Below are 16575 nucleotides of genomic sequence, written 5' to 3'. Positions count from 1 at the left end.
CGGCTGGACAGTCACTGCTCCGGAACAATAACCCGGATGTGACGCGGAATCGTGCTTAGCCGGATTGGGAGCGGCGGGCCTTCTTCACCATCGACATTGGTCTTCACCGGCTCGGGAGAGTGCACCGCGACTTCTCTGGCCGTGAAGTAGATAACATCTTTATGATTTCTCAGGTTGCCGAGCAGCAAAGAGATGCTGACTGTAACGGTGTTCAGCAGATTAAGATCCTTGACGATGAAGCAGTGAAGCAGCCCGTCATCTACAGCAGCACCGGGCGCAAGCTTCTCGAAGCCGCCTACTGAATTCGTAAGCGCCGCGATAAACAGCGGCGAAGAGCCTTCCCAGACCTCCCCGTCATGCGTAATGGTCAGAGTGTGTGCGCTGTTGCTGGCCAGCTCCTTAATGCCTTCTTTCAGATAAGCCAGGAAACCCAGCCGGGTCTTGTCTTCGGTGGTAACAGAAGAGAGTGAGCCGGCCAGTGAGCCCGCAGCAACCACATTTACGAACAGCCGGTCGTTCAGCCGGCCCATGTCGACTCTTTGCGTACGGGAGGAAGAGAGCGTCCGGATGGCATCCGCAGGACTTAGCGGAATCTGCAGGGCACGGGCGAAGTCATTCACCGTTCCCATGGGCACGATCCCCAGCGTAGGGCGGTGCTCCTGATCGGCAAGCCCGTTCATGGTCTCGTGAAGGGTGCCGTCTCCGCCGATGGCCACCACCAGATCATAGCCCCCGCTGCATGCCTGCACGCAGAACGCAGTTGCATCCCCCTCCCCGGCGGTTTCATGGATGGTAACCTGATATCCTGCGCTTTGCAGAATCTCTTCCGCACTGCGGATATAGTCCCGCGCGTCTGCTTTGCCGGACGCAGGGTTAATGATAATCATAGCCTGCTGCATACTGCACTCCTCTCTGTGTGTCTGGATTATTATCCATTACCCAACCAGGCCTAGCGATTGAATCAAAAGCGCCAAAGGGCAGCAAAAAGTCCCTTTGGCGCTTAATTTGTATCCGGACAGCCTTCACCGCAGCTCCGGCCGGGATTATCTTCCTTCACTCCGTCTATGATGAGAATCGGCATAGGCTGCACTGCGGAAGTTAAGAATCGGATCGTCCGACAGCTGTATCCCGGACGTGATTGCGGTGGGGTCCATTACCAGCCCCTCCGGTTCCGGAATGATCTCCGAGATATGCAGCCGGCCGAGATCGATTCTCCGGCGGTCCTCAGGCCAGGCACAGGTAGGGTTATCCGTCGGGTCCCCTTCTTCACCGAGAACAGCCACAAGCTGGAAGATGGCCGACTCATCTTTGAAGCGAAGCTCAAGTTCATCCTCCAGGTAATGCTCCGGCTGCTGAGCCGCATCCTCAGCCGATAAGGTACGCACTCCCGTCTCGGGAATCCACTCGAACCGCACGGGCTGCTGCTTTCCCTCTGAATTCACCATATAATAAGCATGAATGCAGTGATAATGACTCTCCGCATAGCTGGCAGGCGGCTTCAGCCGTTTCACGGCCAGCAGACTCGTCTTGCTCTCACTGAAGTGGACCGTGATCTCCTTGATCAGCTCCAGGGTCCCGAGTGTGCCGGCCTGTGCGCGGTGGGCCGTACGGACAATATCTATGAATGACTCAGGGGTGCGGGCAAAAAAGACAGGTATCGTCACTCCGACCAGATTGGTAATCCCTCCATCCGGCAGGCTGAACTGGACTGCCATACCCTTGGCGGGCGAGAGAAGGTCCGCCAGCGCCGGATCGGTGGAGCTGCCCGAGAAACGTACCACTGCGTCCACCTGCTGCTCCTGAAGATGTGCTGCGGTAGTGAATTCCATGCCCAGGCCGCTTGGCCGGAAGAAAGCGCGGCAGCAGATTCCCTTGGCATGCGCGCGGCGGTATCCGGGATGCACCCCGGACAGCTCCTCGATCGCGTCTACGGCCTCAGCGGCCAGGCTGGAATATTCCTCCCCGCTTGCGGGAAGATGGCTGATCCGATCAGATGTATTCATGCCATACTCACTCCTCGTAAGATTATTTGTACCCGGACAAGCTGCATCAGCTGGATCATAGTTATTACCACACCGGCATTTTACTTAAACTGCTTCTCGTAGACATCCACTTCATTATTGTGGTTATCCATGGCACTTCTGATCCGGACAAAACCGTTCGCAGTCCAGAATGCTTCACCGGCCTTATTCTCGAGCTGAACCGCCAGCCTGGCCGCAGGTAAGCCCTGCTGCTTAAATATCTGCTCCAGCTTATGAACCGCAGTCTTCCCGATACCCTGCCGGCTATACTGCTGGTGAATTACCAGAAGCCCGATCCATGGATGATGATCCTGTCCGTAATCGGGAAGGTAGGTAATTAGCCCGGCGTAACCGCTATGGGCCTTGATGTACAGCATCTTTTCTCCCATTTCGAGGTTCTTCCTGTTGTCTTCGCGGATCTCCAGCGGATCGAGGTACGCTTTATGCTCCACCATAAGGTTGAATGCAGGCTGGGAATTAAGGATTGAGGCTTGAATCTGAAGGCTTTCCGGAGACAAGGGGTCGGAAACTTCTTCTAATTGGATGATGATAACCACCAGCTTTCTATTAGACGAATATCTAATTAGATGATAATATAATTGTCGCTGGCTAGCAAGCTATATGCTAAAATTAAGCAGGATTATCCCAAAAAAAGTGCTTAAGCAGAAATGGAGAAAAGAAATAATGAATGAATTACCAAACTGCCCGCAGTGCAGTTCCGTGTACACCTATGAGGACGGAGCGCTTCTGGTATGCCCGGAATGCGGACATGAGTGGTCTTTGAACACAGAGAATGCAAGCAACGTGGACCAGAAGGTGGTTAAGGATTCGAACGGCAATGTTCTGGCTGACGGGGACACCGTAACGGTGATTAAGGACCTCAAGGTAAAAGGCAGCTCATCCGTTCTGAAGATAGGCACTAAGGTGAAGAACATCCGGCTGGTGGAAGGCGACCATGATATCGACTGTAAAATCGACGGATTTGGTGCGATGAAGCTGAAGTCGGAGTTTGTCCGCAAAGCATAAAACAGAAGGACCGGTATCTGAACCCCAGCGGGCAGCAGATTCCGGTCCTTCTATTTCTTGCTGCTAAAGAATCATCGCCCCGTATTTCTTCCGTTTCCATTGCTGTTTCCGCTCCGGGCAGCCCTGCGGCGGCTGGAATAGAGGGCATATCCGAATAAAACAGTCATGAGCAGGAAGAACAGCAGGTGATAATTCAGGCTTTTCTCCGGCTTACCGATATAATTCAGCACATTGGCGGCGATGAAGCAGAGGATAAGAAATACAGTATTAAGCTTGTAGCTCTTGCTGTTGCGCCGGGAGATCTTATCGGTAAAGGAGCGGTATTCGCCGTCTTCCCCGGTCCTCTCCCAGTCGGAGCGGGCGGTATTTTTTTCACTGTGTTTGAAGAGAAGGGAATGCAGCAGCGAGTTATTATCATAGATTGAAGGGATAACCTTCTGGGACTGTTCAGGGGTATAGAGCACAAAGGTGTTATTCATAATTTCCACATAAATCCGGCTAAGGTCGATTTCCTTCACCTTGCGGTAATCCCGGTAGCGCATATGGTCCTTGGTCAGTTCAATAAAGGTGCCTTTGATTGTGAATAAGTACCATAGACTGCCTGCCAGCATCAAAAGGCCGAAGCCTGCAAAGATCCACACGGCAGCCCGGGCCTCCCAAGTGAAATAAAAACCGGCAGCAATAAACAGGCTGGATATAACTGCCCCGGCACCTGCCAGTACATAATGCCATCCGGGCAGCCGGAACATGAGCGGGTACGGCTGCTGGTCCAGGTCAACGGGAACAATCACAGGCTTTTTTGCATAACTTGGCATCCTAATCCCTCCCGAATTATTAATAATAATGGTTATTTACCCACGTTCAGCATATAACCAGCAGTTCGGGATTCATTCCTCTATTGAAAGGGGAAGGATGTAGTACAGACGTCCGGAGCAGGCGGGCCCCCATTGTCCAAAAGCTGATGCGCACAAACTTTGTAGGAGGGAACTTGCCCAATGAAAAGGTACATCGGATGCGCTGCCTTTATGGCAGCTATGTTATGGCTTACCGCCTGCAGCGGGACACCGGAGGGAGCACCAGCGCCTTCGCAGGAGCCGCAGCACACACAGGAAGCACCGCAGTCAACTCCCGGGACAGCCCCCGTAGACCCACCGCAGCAGACACCGCTACAGACACCCAATCCAACAACGGTCCAATCGCCAGCATCATCAACCCCATCAGCCCCATCAACCGAAGAAGGACAGCCGCCCGATATTCTGGAGGCAGCAGCAACCGTGATCACCGCACTTAAAGAGAAGGATATGGATCAGCTTGCCGACTGGGTACATCCTGAGCGGGGAATCCGTTTTTCACCCTTCGCCTATGTCGATACAGCTAATGATCTTGTATTCACCAAAGATGAGGTGGACACCTTGTTGGAGGATCCTGCAAAACGCGTGTGGCGGTTGTTCGAAGGTACGGGTGAGGTAATTGAGCTGAATTTTGCGGATTATTATAAGTGGTATATCTATGATGCTGACTTTGAGCAGGATGCCGGGATTGCAGTGAATAAGGAACTGCGTAAGGAGCAGACCTCCGGAAATCTCAATGAAGTCTATCCGGAAGCGAACCATGATTTCGTCGAATATTACATCGGCGGGCTGGATTTGGCTGAGGAAGGGATGGACTGGCGCAGCCTCTATCTTGTTTTTGAGACAAACGGTGATGATCATGCGCTGGTTGGTATTATTCACGATCAATGGACACCATGAGACGCGCAGATACATGCAGACACATAATGATTGCTTGAACTTTGCATAGGTGCGCCCCAGAATGGAGGGAATGTGATGAATAAAGGGAGCAAGTGAGCATGAGTAGTGTTATGGCACGCAACAAGGTAAGGGTTATTGGAGAAGGGGAGCAGACTATATCGGCGGGTTTGAGCGGAGTGATATCGCCGAGCTGCTGGAAATGATGGAGATGAATTTCTCCGGCTGGGCCGGATTTATGGCGCCGCTGGCGATGAAGAATCCCGAGCTGCCTGAGCTCACGAAGGAGCTGGAGCGGACCTTCATTTCCGGGGACCCGGTCATTGCCCGGGAATTCGCCGAGGTTACCTTCCTGTCTGATCACCGGGCGGAGCTGGCCAAGTCAACCGTTCCCGCACTGATTCTGCAGTGCTCGGATGACAGTATCGTGCCTATAGAGGCCGGGGAATACCTTCATAGACACTTACGTAACAGTACCTTCCGGCTGCTGGAAGCCAAAGGGCATTATCCGCATATTAGCCACCCGGAAGAGACGATTATGCTGATTAACGAATATCTGCAATGCGATTGAAGCCATTAAGAGGTATGGAGAGGGTATAGGAACATGGATAAACGGCTGGAATATGCCCCTTGCGGGTATATTTCCATTACACACGAGGGTATAATCACGGAGATGAACCAGACCTTCCTCGATATGACGGGCTATAAGCGGGAAGGGCTGGAGCACAAGCATTTGGAATCGATTATGTCAAAAGCGAACCGGCTTGTTTTCCATTCGTACTTTTATCCTAATATCAATTTGCACGGGCAGGTGGATGAGCTGTTCATCAGCTTGAAGCACAGCGGCGGCCAGTCCATTCCGTACATCCTGAACGGCAGGCGGTATGAGCATGAGGGCGTAGAGGTTATTGATTGTGCCTTGGTTCAGATGAGCAAGCGCATGGATTATGAGCGGGAGCTGCGGTCTGCCAAGAAGCAGATAGAGGAAGCTTACTGGGAGAAGGAGCAGACGCTCGCCGAGCTGAAGCAGCTCCATGCCGAGATTGAGCAGAAGCAGGCGGAGCTGCTGGAGCTGAATGCCATTCTGGTGGAACGCTCCACTACGGACAAGCTTACAGGACTGAAGAATAGACGGTATTTTCAGGAAGCACTGGAGGAGCATATCGCACGGTATAGGGAGCAGGGACGTTTATTCTCGCTGCTGATCCTTGATATAGACCACTTCAAACAAGTAAATGATACGCTGGGGCATCAGGCAGGTGACTATGTGCTGAAGCAGGTGGGGAGCATCCTCCGCTATCATTGCCGGGAGCAGGATATGGCTGCCAGATATGGCGGCGAAGAGTTCGTGCTTATTCTTCCGGACATCAATGCCCAGGAGTCGATACTAATTGCCGATAACCTGCGTCATGAAATTGCCCGGGCGGCATGGGGATCAAATATCCCAGGCGGCATTACAGCGAGCGTGGGTATTGCTACATTCGCAGGCACGGGTAATGAGACAACCCTGCTGCGGCAAGCGGATCAGGCGCTCTACACCTCCAAAGAGCAGGGCCGGAACCGTGTCACGCATTGCATGGATTCCAGCGCCCTGCCTTGGTAGAGGAGTAAGAATGTACTTGATGTTATAAAATTCTGCGTGCGGTAACGAAACGTTTCTTCCACTGGCTGCCGAACGCCTCGATATGTACACCGAGGTCTTTGGAATAGGTATGCAGCATCTGATTATTTCCGGCATAGATAGCCACATGTCCAATATCAAGCCCGCGGGCGCTGAAGAACAGCAGATCTCCCGTGCGCAGCTCGTCCACTCCAACCTCAGTGCCTTCCAGCGCCTGATCATAAGACACACGGGGAAGCTCGACCGACAGCGTGTCCGCAAATACCCGTTTCACAAAAGACGAGCAGTCGAACGTATCGGTCTGATCGGGCGAAGCCCCGAATACATAAGGCGCATTCAAATATTTCTTCCCGTAGGCAATCAGTGCGTCCCCTTGCTTCTGCAGCAGAGAGGTACTTCTGTAATCTGTATATTTCGGCTTGGAGGACAGATATCCGGTCACATGATCTTCCGTCTGCACCTCCAGCCAAAGGGCATTCACTTCGCGGATGACCTTGATTTTGCTGCCTGCGGGTAGCAGGGCAAGCGTGTTGGCTTCACTGTCCGAGTCCGGGGAGCTGCGCAGATTCACGCCCCAAGTGACCGAGGTATGATAGTTGGCAGCCGAAGAGATGGAAACGGAACCTGTGGATGCTTCCCAGGTGACGGTGCTGCCCAGGGCCTCACTGACGAAGCGCAGAGGAATCATGCTGTAGCCCTGCGACAGCTGCCCCGGTACGCTCAGGGTGAACGGTTGCCCGTTCAGCCGGGCAGTGGCTGAACCAAGGGTGTAGGTCAGGGTAGTGCCGCCTTTGGTGGCCGTCACGGTCTTGCTGGTATTATTCCAGGAGAGCCCGGCGCCCTGGGCTTCAAACAGGTTACGCATGGGTACGAGCACAGTACCGCTGATATTCAGCGGCCGGGCTTCGGGCTGAAGCTGCTGCCCGTCCAGATAGATGGAGATAGGCTTAATCGTAGTGGCTGCTTCTGCATGGACAGAGGCTGGAGCTAACAGGGTCAGCCCGAGCAGGGAGAGCAGCGCAGTTCTTCTTGTTGTCATGGATTCATCACCTTATGGATAGATTTAACTCTATACATTGGACGTTGCCGGGAAGAAATGGTTCTGTGCCAATTGTTGGAAGGGGAGGCCGACCCAAGAGGAATGGGCCAGGCCTAATTGAGCTGCACTTGACTTCTGCAGGAATTCATCATAAAATCTAACCAGTTAGTTATAAATGGAGGTGGCAAGTATAGCATCAGCAGAAAGTAAACGAAGCCCCAAAATTTACGATGCTGCCCGAACCAGAGGGATTATTCTTGATGCTGCCGAGAATATCTTTGCCGAACTTGGCTATTCAGCGGCAAGGATTGATGTCATTGCGAAGGCGTCCGGGTACAATAAAAGTCTGATTTATCAGTATTTTGGCGACAAACTGGGTCTATATACAGAAGTGGTCAAACGCGCGGACCAGATTGGCGAACAGATTACAGGCACGTTCGTTAGCGGATTATTGAAGAATGAGAAGCTTGCATCGGACCCTGAGGCGTTCAGGAGCTTCCTGGAATCTATGACCCGGGAGACGGTGTCCTTCCTCCTGGAGCACCGGAGTTACCTGAGAATTCTATTCTGGGAGGCCGCTGAAGACTGGAAGACCTGGAATCAGATCACCTATCGTCCGGACGATGCTACACAAATGCATGAATTGGCCTTAGCTGCACAGAAGAACGGAATCCTCCGCCAGGATCTGGACCCGGCATTGTTTCCGATTATGATTATGAATGTGACTACAGCTACCCTGCAGTCGTCTTCACGGTTTGAACATTTGCTAGGGACACTCGATTCCCCAAAGATGAGAGAAGAGACCACCCGGCAGATCGTGCAATTTATTATCCATGGCGTTATGGAGCCGTCTTTGCTGTAAGAGGCGGCTGTTCTTTTGGACAAAATATAAACAACTAGTTAGTTTTAAAGAAAGGCAGGAGTGATGTTATGACCGCAATGATTCAGACGGAACGGTTAACGAAGCATTTTGGCAGCAATCATGCTGTGAATGGACTGTCGCTGGAGGTGAACCAGGGCGAAATCTACGGCTTCCTGGGACTGAACGGTGCCGGCAAAACAACAACCATCCGCATGCTGCTGGGCATGATCCGCCCTGATTCGGGGTCCTCCTATGTATTCGGACAGCGGGTGGATGCGGGCAGCCATAAGCTGTGGGCGAATGTAGGGTACATGGTCGAGACGCCCTACTCCTACCCTGAGCTGACCGTCCGCGAGAATCTGGAGATTATCCGCAGGCTGCGGAGTATTCCTGACCGCAAGGCCATTGACAGCATCATCGATAAGCTTCAGCTTACCGCTTACCGGGACCGCAAGGCAGGGACGCTCTCCCTCGGCAACGGGCAGCGGCTGGGTCTCGCCAAGGCCATGCTGCATCATCCGCAGGTGCTGATACTGGATGAGCCGACGAACGGGCTTGATCCGGCCGGGATTGTAGAGGTGCGGGAGCTGCTCCGGGAGCTTGCACTTCAGCACGGCGTAACGATTTTTATCTCCAGCCATATTCTCGGTGAGGTCTCCAGGCTGACGACGCGGATTGGCATCGTGCATCAGGGCCGGCTGCTGCAGGAGGCGGATGTGAAGGAGCTGCAGCATCTGCTCCGCAAGCGCCTGCTTGTGCAGACCCGGGACACGGCCAGTGCCCGGAAGAGGCTGATTCAGGCCGGATATGCTGTGCAGGAAGCCGGAGAGGGAACGCTGCTGCTTGCCGATGAACGTGCTATCGCGAACCCGGACCATATCTCCAAGCTGCTTGTGTATGCGGATATGCCGCCCACGCTGATTCAGGTGGAGGAAGAGGATTTGGAGGCTTATTTTCTAAGAATGATTGAGGCTGAAGGAGGAAAGAAAGGATGAATCAATGGATATCAGCCTTGGGGGTAGAGGTGCTGAAGCTTCGCCGTTCCAGGCTGTTCTGGATCTCGCTTGCCGCCAGTATGATGGTGCCGGTCATGATCGGGCTGGTCTTCTCGGGAACGATTGGCTCCCAGAGCAGCTTCGAGGGTGAGATCAATATGGCGGGACTCCTGAAGGAGCTGGGTATTGTGATCTCTATGGGGGGCCTCATCGGATTCGGTTTTGTGTTCAGCTGGATCTTCGGCCGGGAATATTCCGACCGCACGCTCAAGGATCTGCTGGCCCTGCCGCTGTCCAGATACGGGGTGGCCGCCGCCAAGCTGCTTGTTGCCGCTGTCCTCAGCATGGGGCTGGCGCTAATGGTGTTCATCGTCGGCTGCTTAACAGCAAGGATTGTCGGCTTGGATGGATGGAGCCTGGAGGTCATTCTTCATGGCTTCGGACGTTACGCGGAGGTCAGTCTCATGGTGATCTGCCTGAGCATACCTGTGGCGTGGATGGCTTGTATCGGCCGTGGTTATATGACTCCGCTAGGTGTGGTTCTGCTGACCATTGTAGTTGCCCAGTTCGGCGGGGCGCTCGGCATTGTGGAATATATTCCATGGGCCATTCCCGGATTGTTCAGCGGCGCTTCGGGGGAGGAGAGCTCCCATCTGGAGGCGATTAGCCGTATGCTTCCGTATCTCACCGGCGGCATTGGCGTAATAGGTACTCTTGCCTGGTGGCGTTATGCCGACCAGACATAGATCAGGCGGAATTTTAGAAGGTTATCAATACGTATCAATGGAGGGGAATTAATATGGAGAAAATACCAAAGGGAACCGTACTAATCATGGCTATTCTAATTATCGGGACTATGCTCGGGCTGCTGAATCAATCTTCACTGAATACAGCACTGCCGAACATTATGGGCGATTTCCAGGTGTCCACGAGTACTGCCCAATGGCTGACAACGGCTTTTGCACTGGTTACAGGCATTGTGGTTCCGATCACGGCTTTTCTGATTCAGAGGTTTACAACCAAGCAGGTCTTCGTCTTTGCCATGGGTATGCTGACTGCGGGAACGCTCCTGTGTGCGGTCTCGCCGAATTTCGGACTGCTGCTCACCGGAAGAATCGTGCAGGCCGTCGGAGTGGGCATCATGCTTCCCCTGGTGCAGACGTTAACGTTCATCCTGATCCCGGTTGCCAAGCGGGGGTTCACGATGGGGATGATCGGGCTTGCAGTTAATTTCGCCCCGGCCATCGGACCTGTATTGAACGGGTGGCTGGTAGAGGATCATTCCTGGCGTTTGCTGTTCTATATTCTGGCTCCATACTCGCTGCTAATCACCGTCATTGGAGTCTTTCTCGTTAAGAATGTTACCCCGCAGGTGAAAAGCAAGGTGGATGCGTTATCCATGACGTTATCCTCGCTTGGCTTCGGCGGCGTATTATACGGATTCAGCGTCTCCGGCAGCAGAGGTTGGGGAAGCACGGAGGTGCTGATCTCCCTGGCGGCCGGGTTCATTGCGCTGGGCCTGTTCGTCTGGCGGCAATTGACCATGGAGAATCCTCTGCTGGAGCTGCGGGTATTCACCAGTCCTGCTTTTACTATGGCTACAGTGATCAGTATGATTCTGATGATTATCATGCTGAGTGCCCAGCTGCTGCTGCCTATTTACATGCAGACCATGCTTGGTTATACCGCGCTCAAGTCAGGTCTCATGCTGCTTCCCGGTGCGATTCTCATCTGTATAATGTCGCCCATAGCGGGCAGGCTATTCGATAAAATTGGTGCCCGGACGATGGTTATCACCGGACTCGGCTTGACGGTCCTCTCTGCCTTGCTGTTCTCGAATCTGACAGAGCATACGACCTATACGTTCCTGATGGTCGGCTACTCTCTGCGGATGGTCGGCGTCAGCCTGACCTTGCTGCCGGTCATCACCAGCGGGATGAATTCCCTCCCGCCTGCCCTGATCCGGCATGGGATTCCCGTGAATACCACGCTGCGGACCGTCGCCGGTTCCATCGGAACAGCGCTGCTTGTCACCATAATGACCCATAGCGGTGGCGGCCAGAAACAAACGGGAGATGTCCACAGCTTAATTCACGGGATGAATGTGGCTTCTATGGTAACGACAGGAGCCGCAGTAGCTGCGCTGATCCTGGCTTTCTTCATCAAACGCAAGGAAGCCCCTGCCGAGATTCCGGCGAAGGGCGTTGCTGTGAAATAACCAATGGTGTAATAGGGATAGGATAGTCTAGGCTTAATAAAATACTTTCTGCTGCAAGAGATCGAGCGCCTGCTCGATCTCTTTGCGTTCTGCAGCCGTTATACCCGCAATACGCTGCTCGAACCGGACGGCGATCTGCTGAAAGGCTTCGTTCATCAGCGCTTCGCCTGCGGCAGAGAGCATAATACCCTGCTTGCGGCGGTCATCCGGGTCGGTGATCCGGGTACAGACGCCCTTTTGGCTGAGCTTTTTCACTTCACGGCTCGTATTGGGCATCGACATCTGCATACAGTCACTGACCTCGCTGAGTGTTACCGGCTGGCTGACGGCGATGTATTCGAGAATTTTATATTGCAGCGGCGTTAAGGCCTCTGATTTCACATCTTTGGTAATATCGTTTGTTATTTGATGGACGGCAGCACTGAAGGCTACGAATTTCTGGAACAGCTGGTTGTTGTCCATAAGATCACCTCAGAGGAAAACATACCAAATTAATTATCAAAAAACAATTATCATTTGACAACTAAATTAAAACTATGCTATGTTTTTGTTATCAAATGATAACTAAAGGGGGTACACTGATGAACACACTCGTTATTTATACACATCCGAACCACCGCAGTCTCAGCTATGCCTTTCTGCAGGAAGTGCTGCGCGGCAGCAAGGAGAATACGAAGATTAACGAAGTCAAAGTGCTTGATTTGTATGAGGCCGGATTTGATCCGGTGCTGGTGTTTAATGAGAATAAGCGCAGACGCGATATGTACCGTGATCCGGAGCTTGAGGAATACAGGGAACAGCTGCTGTGGGCCGATCAGATTGTGCTGGTCTATCCGATCTGGTGGGGAAGACCGCCGGCGATGCTGATGGGGTACATTGACCGCATGTTCGCTTCAGGCTTCGCGTACCGCGATAAGGGAGGACTATTGCCGGAAGGGCTGCTCAAGGGGAAGCGCGTTATCTGCATCTCCAGCATGAAGGGGCCGGCCCACTATCCGCTGCTGTGGCTGAATAACTCACACAAGGCGCTGATGCGCAAAGCCCTATTTAATTTTGTGGGCATCCGCAAGGTGAAGTTCTTCGAGTTCGGCAGCATGGAGAGTCCGAAGGGCAAGCAGAGCCGTAAGCTGGAGCAGATTTACCGCTATTTCAAGACGGTAGGCTGAATCGGGTCCCGTCTATAATTTCCTTGTCCGCAGCGGCACCTGACTCAGAGTGCTGCTCTACGACCCAGTCGATGATTTTGCGGGCGATGCTGACCGGAGGCGGAATAACGGGTAATTGATCCATAGGGAACCATGCGGCATGATCAAGCTCTTCGCCGTCGACCGTTATTTCTCCGCTCTCATACTCTGCAAGGAAGCCGACCATCAGGGAATTGGGAAAAGGCCACTGCTGGCTGCCGAAATAGGTTATATTCTTGACCTTCAGGCCGACCTCTTCCATAGTCTCACGCCGCACACAATCCTCCAGGGTCTCACCCGGCTCGACAAAGCCGGCAATCAGCCCGTACATCCCGTTCTGGAAATGCGGAGCATGGGCGAGCAGAAGCTGATTATCTTTCAGGATTGCTGTAATGACGGCAGGCGCAAGCTGCGGATAACTAACCAGCCCGCACTGCGGGCAGATCCGGGACCGTTCCGTCAGAGAGTGGGCGGTTTCAGTTCCGCAACGGCCGCAGAACCTGTGATTGCCGTCCCAGACCAGCAGCTGCAGTGCTTTGCCGGCAAGATGGAACAGGTCTTCCTCCAGCACCTCATATAAGGAGCGCAGCGGACGGAAAGCGAGGCCCGGCGGCTCGGGAGCTTCCGCGCTTACCTCTGAGGCGTAGCAGGGGAGACCCGCGAAGGTGCCTAGGTAGAGTATGCGCAGCGGTGTAACCGCCAGCTCTTCAAGGGAGCGGGCCATAGGGATGCCGGGAGGAGAGGAAGGCTCCGTAACAAGCAGCTTGCCGGATTGGAAGATGAGCTGGCAGGCCTCGCCGGTGAATTCAGATTCCGGAGTCAATCCCGGAACATAGCGTGTATAGATGCTTTCTCTCTGTTTCTCCATTATGCAGAACCTTTCTGAAAGGGGATTTGTCTATTAAGAATAGCATGATAAGGGAATGCTAACCATTCAGCACTATGCGTATTCCATCCCTGTCATCAGCTGATGAAACAATCCATTTGACATTCCGTCAACATGTAACTACAATAGTTACAGGAGAGCAAATCACCTATGTTTACGGGAAATAACAACTGCTATTCAAATAAACGATACTCATAATGGAGGAAATTGAAATGAAAATCGCATTAACAGGAGCAACGGGTCACTTTGGTTCCATCGTAGCAGAAACATTGCTGAAGACCGTACCGGCTGAGAATATTGTAGCCAGTGTCAGAAATCCGGAGAAGGCAGCTGAGCTGCAAGCACGCGGAGTCGATGTCCGTCATGGCGATTTTGATCAGCCGGAGACGCTGGATGCAGCCTTTGCCGGCGTAGAGCGCCTGCTGATTGTCTCGGCAGACGGTGACAATGATACACGTATCCGCCAGCATAAGGCCGCTGTGGATGCCGCTGTCCGTGCGGGTGTAGGCTTCATCGTCTATACCAGCGTAGGCGATGCCGATAACAGCTCCCTGTTCCTGGCACCGGTACACCGTGCTACCGAAGAGTTCATCCGTGAATCCGGCATTCCTTATGCCTTACTGCGCAATAATTGGTATCTGGAGAATGAAGTCGGCTCCATTCAGGCCGTGAAAGCCGGCGCACCTTGGCTGACCTCCGCGGAAGACGGCAAGGTGGGCTGGGCCACACGCAGCGATTATGCCCAGGCGGCTGCTGCGGTTCTGGCCGGTGAAGGCCGTGAGAATGTCATTTACGAATTGTCCGGCAAGCCGCTCACCCAGGCTGAACTGGCAACCGTGGTTGGTGAGGTGCTCGGGCAAGAGGTTAACGTACAGCAAGTAGATGACGCTACTTATGCGAAGATCATGGCCGGTGCAGGCGTACCGGAAGCTGCGCTGCCGATTGTAGTTGCCATCCAAGGCGCGATCCGCGACGGTGCACTGAATATCGAGAGCGGTGACCTGGAGAAGCTGCTGAACCGTCCGCTTACACCGCTTAGTGAAGGTGTACGCCAGCTTTTGGCCTAATCTCCTATCCCGGCATAGCAGCCTATGATGCCTATTTTCAAAAAAATCCCCACTTGCTAAATTTAGCGTGTGGGGATTTTTTTTGATCTATGGGTGATCCATACCTGAACTGTCCGCGTAACACTCATAACACTAACCTAAGGAGTGAAGCGAGATGACAATGAAGAAATGGATCGTTCCCATGTTAAGCATGACCTTGCTGATGCCGACAATGGCGGGTGCAGCGTCGCCGGCTGCTACAGCAGTGAAGGCATCGGTGAACACACCGGCAGCTGAACTGAGAGCCGGACTGGATTATTTGCTCTCCGAGCATTTCACCCTGGCGGTAACGGCCATGACCAAAGCCTATGACGGAACACCGGATGCGGCGGCCGCCTACAAGGCGCTTGATCAGAACGCACTCGATATGCAGCCGGCTATTGCTTCGCTGTATGGCGATGCAGGCGCAGCTGAATTCGAAAGAATCTTCCGCGCCCATAATCAGTACACAGAGGATCTTGTGAAGGCAACGAAGAACAAGGATACAGCCGCAATTCAAACGGCAGAAGATAAAGTAAGCGGCTTTGTAGACGAATTCGGCAATTTCCTCGGCACGGCGACAGAGGGCAAGCTTCCGGCAGCCGCAGCGAAGCAGGTCATCCGCAGTCACGAGGATCATGTCCAGGAGGTATTCGAGGATTATGCAGCGGGCGATTACCAGGGCGCCTATGAGGCCTACCGTAAAGGCTACGCTGAAATGTTCAGCATCAGTAAGGCATTGTCGAGCGCAATCGTTACCCAGATGCCTGCCAAATTCGAAAGCACCAAAGCCGATACCAAAGCAGCTGATCTGAGATCCGCACTCAATCAATTGGCTGGCGAGCATTTCGCCCTGTCAGTTCTGCAAATGCAGGAGCAATACGAGGGAAGGGCCGCTTCAGATGCGCTGATCCGCGCGGAAGCCATGAACACGGCTGACTTCAAAGCAGCCATTGCCTCCATCTATGGGGCAGAGGGTGCAGCGGCATTCGAGCAAATCTGGGTAACGAACCATGTCAACGCCCAAGCTGATTTTGTATCGGCAGTCAAAAATAAGGATGCAGCAGCCAAAGCCGCGGTAGAGGCGCGTATCGCCGGATTCGCAACTGAATTCGCCGCGTTCCTTGATTCGGCAACCGCAGGCAACCTGCCTAAGGCTGCAGGCCAAGCCGCGCTGACAACCCATGAGAATCAGGTACAGCAGGTGCTTACGCAGTATGCGGCGGGCGACTACACCGCTTCTTACCAGACGAACCGCGAGGGCTACAAGACCATGTTCAGTGTCGGACAAGCGCTGGGCAATGCGATTGTAACGCAGTTTAACGACAAGTTTCAGGAAGCAGTTACACCTGCTACAACAGATCCTGCAGCAATGACCAAGGTCTGGATGAAGGTAGGCAGCGGCGTGCTGAACATTAACGGCACTGTAACGCAAATGGATACAGAGCCCTTCATCTGGAGCGGCATGACCTACATTCCGCTTCGTTACCTGAGCGAAGGCATCGGGGCTGAAGTGAAATGGGATAAAGGGGCGCAGCAGGTCACGATTAAGGCAGGCAGCGACACACTGGTATTCTGGATGAACAAGGACTTCATGGAGGTCAACGGGATGAGACAATCTGTTGGCGCCAAAGTATTTGTGAACGACGACAACAGAACAGTCGTACCTCTCCGCTTTATTACGGAGCTGCTTGGCTGGGATGTACAATGGGGTGGAGATAAATCCATCACGCTAACTAAAAGCATGTAGGGTGAGGCCATAAACCCTTCAGCCTAACCGTAGAATCCCCGCAAACGGAGCACTTGAACAGTGCCCGCTTGCGGTTTTTTTTCGTGCGAAATCCATTTTTTACATTGACAACCTGTCCAGGCAACTATATATTTATCGAT

17 protein-coding genes and 1 pseudogene are annotated in these 16575 nt (G+C 53.2%); 11 read left to right on the top strand and 7 right to left on the bottom strand.

Features of this window, described 5'->3' with window-relative positions; translation table 11 throughout:
• Positions 1 to 11 precede the first annotated feature (11 nt).
• The 3 genes from NSU01_RS34580 to NSU01_RS34570 form a co-directional block, all read right to left on the bottom strand.
• Positions 12 to 899: a diacylglycerol kinase family protein gene (locus NSU01_RS34580; protein ID WP_076243648.1), complete on the bottom strand. Its 888-nt coding sequence runs from the start codon at positions 897 to 899 to the stop codon at positions 12 to 14.
• A 144-nt stretch (positions 900 to 1043) separates the two neighbouring features.
• Complete coding sequence (locus NSU01_RS34575; protein WP_076243647.1) at positions 1044 to 2003, bottom strand: catalase family peroxidase; 960 nt, start codon at positions 2001 to 2003, stop codon at positions 1044 to 1046.
• 80 nt (positions 2004 to 2083) lie between these two features.
• Positions 2084 to 2539 carry a GNAT family N-acetyltransferase gene (locus NSU01_RS34570; RefSeq protein ID WP_042140458.1) on the bottom strand — a complete coding sequence of 152 codons (456 nt, stop codon included), beginning with the start codon at positions 2537 to 2539 and terminating at the stop codon, positions 2084 to 2086.
• A 166-nt stretch (positions 2540 to 2705) separates the two neighbouring features.
• On the opposite strand from NSU01_RS34570, the gene NSU01_RS34565 reads away from it, so the two are divergent.
• Complete coding sequence (locus NSU01_RS34565; RefSeq protein ID WP_042140457.1) at positions 2706 to 3047, top strand: zinc ribbon domain-containing protein YjdM; 342 nt, start codon at positions 2706 to 2708, stop codon at positions 3045 to 3047.
• Between the two features lie 71 nt (positions 3048 to 3118).
• Here the strand turns inward: NSU01_RS34565 and NSU01_RS34560 are convergent, their stop codons facing one another.
• On the bottom strand, positions 3119 to 3862 hold the full coding sequence (locus NSU01_RS34560) for a hypothetical protein (RefSeq protein WP_042140456.1): 744 nt from the start codon (positions 3860 to 3862) through the stop codon (positions 3119 to 3121).
• Between the two features lie 180 nt (positions 3863 to 4042).
• Between NSU01_RS34560 and NSU01_RS34555 the strand changes: the two genes are divergently transcribed.
• The 3 genes and pseudogenes from NSU01_RS34555 to NSU01_RS34545 all read left to right on the top strand — a co-directional run bounded on the left by NSU01_RS34555 (position 4043) and on the right by NSU01_RS34545 (position 6398).
• The gene (locus tag NSU01_RS34555) at positions 4043 to 4798 is read left to right on the top strand and encodes a hypothetical protein (RefSeq protein ID WP_042140455.1); all 756 of its coding nucleotides are present in this window, start codon (positions 4043 to 4045) and stop codon (positions 4796 to 4798) included.
• A 154-nt stretch (positions 4799 to 4952) separates the two neighbouring features.
• Positions 4953 to 5366: pseudogene (locus NSU01_RS34550) on the top strand (alpha/beta hydrolase); the annotation flags it as partial.
• Positions 5367 to 5399: 33 nt separating this feature from the next.
• Positions 5400 to 6398: a sensor domain-containing diguanylate cyclase gene (locus NSU01_RS34545; protein WP_042140454.1), complete on the top strand. Its 999-nt coding sequence runs from the start codon at positions 5400 to 5402 to the stop codon at positions 6396 to 6398.
• A gap of 22 nt (positions 6399 to 6420) precedes the next feature.
• Here the strand turns inward: NSU01_RS34545 and NSU01_RS34540 are convergent, their stop codons facing one another.
• Positions 6421 to 7455 carry a stalk domain-containing protein gene (locus NSU01_RS34540; protein WP_042140453.1) on the bottom strand — a complete coding sequence of 345 codons (1035 nt, stop codon included), beginning with the start codon at positions 7453 to 7455 and terminating at the stop codon, positions 6421 to 6423.
• A gap of 175 nt (positions 7456 to 7630) precedes the next feature.
• Here NSU01_RS34540 and NSU01_RS34535 point away from each other — a divergent pair, with 175 nt between their 5' ends.
• The 4 genes from NSU01_RS34535 to NSU01_RS34520 all read left to right on the top strand — a co-directional run bounded on the left by NSU01_RS34535 (position 7631) and on the right by NSU01_RS34520 (position 11530).
• Complete coding sequence (locus tag NSU01_RS34535) at positions 7631 to 8317, top strand: TetR/AcrR family transcriptional regulator (protein ID WP_052422159.1); 687 nt, start codon at positions 7631 to 7633, stop codon at positions 8315 to 8317.
• A gap of 68 nt (positions 8318 to 8385) precedes the next feature.
• The gene (locus NSU01_RS34530; protein ID WP_042140452.1) at positions 8386 to 9312 is read left to right on the top strand and encodes an ABC transporter ATP-binding protein; all 927 of its coding nucleotides are present in this window, start codon (positions 8386 to 8388) and stop codon (positions 9310 to 9312) included.
• The gene (locus tag NSU01_RS34525; protein WP_076243646.1) at positions 9309 to 10058 is read left to right on the top strand and encodes an ABC transporter permease; all 750 of its coding nucleotides are present in this window, start codon (positions 9309 to 9311) and stop codon (positions 10056 to 10058) included. The genes NSU01_RS34530 and NSU01_RS34525 overlap by 4 nt, the downstream gene beginning before the upstream one ends.
• 53 nt (positions 10059 to 10111) lie before the next feature.
• Positions 10112 to 11530: a DHA2 family efflux MFS transporter permease subunit gene (locus NSU01_RS34520; protein WP_042140451.1), complete on the top strand. Its 1419-nt coding sequence runs from the start codon at positions 10112 to 10114 to the stop codon at positions 11528 to 11530.
• 33 nt (positions 11531 to 11563) lie between these two features.
• Here NSU01_RS34520 and NSU01_RS34515 read toward each other — a convergent pair whose 3' ends face one another.
• Positions 11564 to 11992, bottom strand: a complete 429-nt coding sequence (locus NSU01_RS34515; RefSeq protein ID WP_042140450.1) for a MarR family transcriptional regulator — start codon at positions 11990 to 11992, stop codon at positions 11564 to 11566.
• A 119-nt stretch (positions 11993 to 12111) separates the two neighbouring features.
• On the opposite strand from NSU01_RS34515, the gene NSU01_RS34510 reads away from it, so the two are divergent.
• Positions 12112 to 12696 carry an NAD(P)H-dependent oxidoreductase gene (locus NSU01_RS34510; RefSeq protein ID WP_076243645.1) on the top strand — a complete coding sequence of 195 codons (585 nt, stop codon included), beginning with the start codon at positions 12112 to 12114 and terminating at the stop codon, positions 12694 to 12696.
• On the opposite strand, the gene nudC is transcribed toward NSU01_RS34510, so the two are convergent.
• Positions 12680 to 13582: an NAD(+) diphosphatase gene (nudC, locus tag NSU01_RS34505; protein WP_083705483.1), complete on the bottom strand. Its 903-nt coding sequence runs from the start codon at positions 13580 to 13582 to the stop codon at positions 12680 to 12682. The two genes, NSU01_RS34510 and nudC, sit on opposite strands and share 17 nt — an antisense overlap.
• A 230-nt stretch (positions 13583 to 13812) precedes the next feature.
• On the opposite strand from nudC, the gene NSU01_RS34500 reads away from it, so the two are divergent.
• Positions 13813 to 14667, top strand: coding sequence for an SDR family oxidoreductase (locus NSU01_RS34500; protein WP_076243644.1), 855 nt, complete (start codon positions 13813 to 13815; stop codon positions 14665 to 14667).
• A gap of 154 nt (positions 14668 to 14821) precedes the next feature.
• Positions 14822 to 16435, top strand: coding sequence for a copper amine oxidase N-terminal domain-containing protein (locus NSU01_RS34495; RefSeq protein WP_076243643.1), 1614 nt, complete (start codon positions 14822 to 14824; stop codon positions 16433 to 16435).
• The last annotated feature ends 140 nt before the right edge of the window (positions 16436 to 16575 follow it).

It is taken from the genome of Paenibacillus sp. FSL H8-0259 (genome assembly GCF_037963255.1).
In the GTDB taxonomy this organism is placed as follows: Bacteria; Bacillota; Bacilli; order Paenibacillales; family Paenibacillaceae; genus Paenibacillus_AQ; species Paenibacillus_AQ phytohabitans.
The sequence above is the reverse complement of the archived record's forward strand: the minus strand, read 5'-3'. Positions and strand labels throughout refer to the sequence as shown.

Coding starts and splice junctions, on each gene's coding strand:
- NSU01_RS34580 (WP_076243648.1), bottom strand. CDS start 899: ATGCAGCAGGCTATGATTATCATTAACCCTGCGTCCGGCAAAGCAGAC.
- NSU01_RS34575 (WP_076243647.1), bottom strand. CDS start 2,003: ATGAATACATCTGATCGGATCAGCCATCTTCCCGCAAGCGGGGAGGAA.
- NSU01_RS34565 (WP_042140457.1), top strand. CDS start 2,706: ATGAATGAATTACCAAACTGCCCGCAGTGCAGTTCCGTGTACACCTAT.
- NSU01_RS34560 (WP_042140456.1), bottom strand. CDS start 3,862: ATGCCAAGTTATGCAAAAAAGCCTGTGATTGTTCCCGTTGACCTGGAC.
- NSU01_RS34555 (WP_042140455.1), top strand. CDS start 4,043: ATGAAAAGGTACATCGGATGCGCTGCCTTTATGGCAGCTATGTTATGG.
- NSU01_RS34545 (WP_042140454.1), top strand. CDS start 5,400: ATGGATAAACGGCTGGAATATGCCCCTTGCGGGTATATTTCCATTACA.
- NSU01_RS34540 (WP_042140453.1), bottom strand. CDS start 7,455: ATGACAACAAGAAGAACTGCGCTGCTCTCCCTGCTCGGGCTGACCCTG.
- NSU01_RS34535 (WP_052422159.1), top strand. CDS start 7,631: ATGGAGGTGGCAAGTATAGCATCAGCAGAAAGTAAACGAAGCCCCAAA.
- NSU01_RS34530 (WP_042140452.1), top strand. CDS start 8,386: ATGACCGCAATGATTCAGACGGAACGGTTAACGAAGCATTTTGGCAGC.
- NSU01_RS34525 (WP_076243646.1), top strand. CDS start 9,309: ATGAATCAATGGATATCAGCCTTGGGGGTAGAGGTGCTGAAGCTTCGC.
- NSU01_RS34520 (WP_042140451.1), top strand. CDS start 10,112: ATGGAGAAAATACCAAAGGGAACCGTACTAATCATGGCTATTCTAATT.
- NSU01_RS34515 (WP_042140450.1), bottom strand. CDS start 11,992: ATGGACAACAACCAGCTGTTCCAGAAATTCGTAGCCTTCAGTGCTGCC.
- NSU01_RS34510 (WP_076243645.1), top strand. CDS start 12,112: ATGAACACACTCGTTATTTATACACATCCGAACCACCGCAGTCTCAGC.
- nudC (WP_083705483.1), bottom strand. CDS start 13,582: ATGGAGAAACAGAGAGAAAGCATCTATACACGCTATGTTCCGGGATTG.
- NSU01_RS34500 (WP_076243644.1), top strand. CDS start 13,813: ATGAAAATCGCATTAACAGGAGCAACGGGTCACTTTGGTTCCATCGTA.
- NSU01_RS34495 (WP_076243643.1), top strand. CDS start 14,822: ATGACAATGAAGAAATGGATCGTTCCCATGTTAAGCATGACCTTGCTG.